We start from the raw sequence: 2739 nt of genomic DNA, 5'->3' as shown, positions 1-2739 counted from the left end.
GCCCCCAACCGGGCCGTCCTCCGGCGAGAGCTATCCCCTTGAGATGCCGAACGCTCCAGATCGCCCAGGGGCGGCCCGCGCGCTTGCCCTTTTGGCGGCGCTGTCGCGCCCTGCCCGGCCTGCAATTGCCCAGTCGGGGGGTAGATGCCACGGATGCCTGAGGACTTTAAAGTCGAGATCGACAAGGGCTGGCGACTGACGGCCGTTCCTGAGAAAAACGATCGACTTACCACATCGCGATTGGATATGCACCCGTCAGTGGAGTCCGCGTATGCGTTCGTCGCCCTCGATCGTGCCGGCCGATCGCCTCGACCGCGACGTCTATCTAGTCCTTGAGGATTTTGGAGCGCGCGCCGACTGCGCCTGGCGCGAGGCCGCCGAGGCTCAGACCGACCTTGAGACTGTGATCCGCCTCGTCCTCTCGGGCGAGTACACCTATCCCGTCCGCGTCGTCGCCTTCAATGCGATCGAGAGTTGTTGAGGGACGCGACCTCCGACGTCGCCGACGCCGTCGCTCAACGCGCTATCGATACTTGCGATGAAGTCTCTGCAGCCTTGCAGGGCTTCATCGCAAAGAACTCGACGAAGGCGTTCAACCTTCAGCTCTCACTGCCACTGCGCGGCGGCGCCTGACCAGTCCGCTTGTGGAACCACGATTTGCTTGGCGACGAAATACTCCTGAAAAAACCGCTGCTTTCATTCCGAACCAACCAGGCATGGGGTTTGTATCCTTAGCTGTTTTCATTTCGGGGCTGGCTTGTCACACGTATTTTTTTTGACCGGAATGTTCAGACTTGGGAGGGGCCGCCGCAAGGCGGCCCTTTCTTGAGGACGCCGACGCAAGCACTGCACTCGAACTCTGCCCGCTGAGCGCCAAGGTGGCGCCCGAAGGCCCCGACTGTAGCCAATCTCGAACGAGACTTCATCCCACGGGCCGCAGCCACGACTAGTCCTTGCGCTCGCCCTCCGGTTGCGGTTGGATACGGCTTTCATCAACGTCTTTTCACCTTTGGCCTTTCGGATGTCGCAGCGCATCAAGCTGCCAACCAGCCACACCGGCTTCCACCGCAAAGTTTTCTATCGCGTGGGACAAGACGAGGGTTTGGGTCGTTGGCGGTACTGCTTTTCAATACGCGGGCAGGAGCGCATCGGTACGATCGAAGCGAGGCTCGGACTGTTGGCGGCCCGCCGGGTGCGCGGGCTTATTGATAAGGCTCTGGGTGTCTCCGAGACTGGTACGGAATAGGGCGTGTAGTCATAAGGCAATGTCGGCTGCTGACGGCCAAGCGGAAAACATCTACCCGTTTTGAGCTTTACTGGTTTTGGACCCATTGCAGACATTCAGTCGCCAAATGCTCCCTTCGGCTGCGCAAACTCTTTTGCTGTACGGCCCGGGCCGTCGGATGGTGACGACCGCTGGCGGACCGCGAGTTCCCTTTCCTAATGTGCACGCCAGCAGGCTTTAGGTTCCGCTAAACCATTCGAAACACTGGATAAACCGGGCGCGTTTCGCCGATAACTGTTGCAGTCGGGCTACAGCATTACCCCGCGATCACATTATCATGACCAAAGACGGCAGACGTCTTTTCGTCGTTATCGAAATTTTGAGGAGATTACACATGAAGAAACTTCTGTTGGCTGCAACCAGCATGACGGTGTTGAGCCTATCTGTTCCAGCAAGTGCGGCGGACATGGCGGCCCGTCCTTACACGAAGGCACCGGTTGCGCCTGTCGTTGCTGTTTACAATTGGTCCGGCTTCTATGTCGGCGGTCATATCGGCTGGGGCTGGGGCGAGATCCACAACACTTCCGCCGCTCCGGGGACCGTGGCGTTTCCCACGGGCACGCCTTTCAACCGGACTAACTCTGACGGATTTCTTGGGGGTGTCCAGGGTGGCTTCAACTGGCAATACAACAGCCTAGTTCTCGGTATCGAGGGTGAGTACACCTGGAGCGACATCAAGGGCACTTCGACGACCACGAGCATCGTCGCTCCGGCCGTCGTCACCACGTCCACCGCACATACAGACGATATTGCGATGGTCACCGGTCGCGTCGGTTGGGCCGCGAACGAATGGCTGTTCTACGGGAAGGGCGGCTGGGCTTGGGGTCATGGCCATTCGAACGGGCTTGTAACGGTCGCCGGTGCTCCTTTCTCTAACACATCTACTTCGAACAATCGCGACGGTTGGGTTGTCGGCGCTGGTGTGGAATGGGGCTTTGCTCCCAATTGGTCGGCCAAAGTCGAGTACAATCACATCGACTTTGGTTCAAACATCATCACGGTCAACCAGACGGTTGGAGCAGCGACCTTCGTTGACTCTTCTACGAAGATTGATTTGGTCAAAGCAGGCGTGAATTATCGCTTCAATTGGGGCGGGCCGGGCGTCACCCGGTACTGAAATATCTGTTCCAACCCAGTGAACTATGGCCCGGCCGCGATGCGGTCGGGGGCCTTTTTGTTTGCCCGAGCCACTGTACGAAATCTGCGGCAAGCTTTCGGAAGCGGCATGGATCCGGTCCGCGAACCGACAGGCTTACTTGAGCTGTGCGCAGTGACGGGAAAGTCCGGCACCATAATCGATCACCTAATGGCTTTTTCCGGGCGAAGTCTGAACCGCCCCGGCTTTGCCGGAGGCCATTTGGTTTAAGTTATGCCGCCATGGCCGGTTGTTCCAGCATGGCGTAGTAGCGTTGCTCGGCTTCGGCCGGCGGGATGTTGCCGATGGGCTCCAGGAG

Annotated in this window: 3 protein-coding genes; all 3 read left to right on the top strand. The window is 58.8% G+C overall.

The window, feature by feature from the left end; all coding sequences use genetic code 11:
- Positions 1 to 271: 271 nt before the first annotated feature.
- The 3 genes from QCM77_RS45585 (at position 272) to QCM77_RS45575 (ending at position 2402) form a co-directional block, all read left to right on the top strand.
- Positions 272 to 481, top strand: a complete 210-nt coding sequence (locus QCM77_RS45585) for a hypothetical protein (protein WP_347882452.1) — start codon at positions 272 to 274, stop codon at positions 479 to 481.
- 540 nt (positions 482 to 1021) lie between these two features.
- Positions 1022 to 1246, top strand: coding sequence for a hypothetical protein (locus tag QCM77_RS45580; protein WP_280097098.1), 225 nt, complete (start codon positions 1022 to 1024; stop codon positions 1244 to 1246).
- Between the two features lie 373 nt (positions 1247 to 1619).
- A complete protein-coding gene (locus tag QCM77_RS45575; protein WP_280097097.1) occupies positions 1620 to 2402 on the top strand; it encodes an outer membrane protein in 783 nt (260 codons plus the stop codon).
- Positions 2403 to 2739: the final 337 nt, after the last annotated feature.

Source organism: Bradyrhizobium nivariense, from assembly GCF_029846695.2.
GTDB lineage: Bacteria > Pseudomonadota > Alphaproteobacteria > Rhizobiales > Xanthobacteraceae > Bradyrhizobium.
The sequence above is the reverse complement of the archived record's forward strand: the minus strand, read 5'-3'. Positions and strand labels throughout refer to the sequence as shown.

Coding starts and splice junctions, on each gene's coding strand:
- QCM77_RS45585 (WP_347882452.1), top strand. CDS start 272: ATGCGTTCGTCGCCCTCGATCGTGCCGGCCGATCGCCTCGACCGCGAC.
- QCM77_RS45580 (WP_280097098.1), top strand. CDS start 1,022: ATGTCGCAGCGCATCAAGCTGCCAACCAGCCACACCGGCTTCCACCGC.
- QCM77_RS45575 (WP_280097097.1), top strand. CDS start 1,620: ATGAAGAAACTTCTGTTGGCTGCAACCAGCATGACGGTGTTGAGCCTA.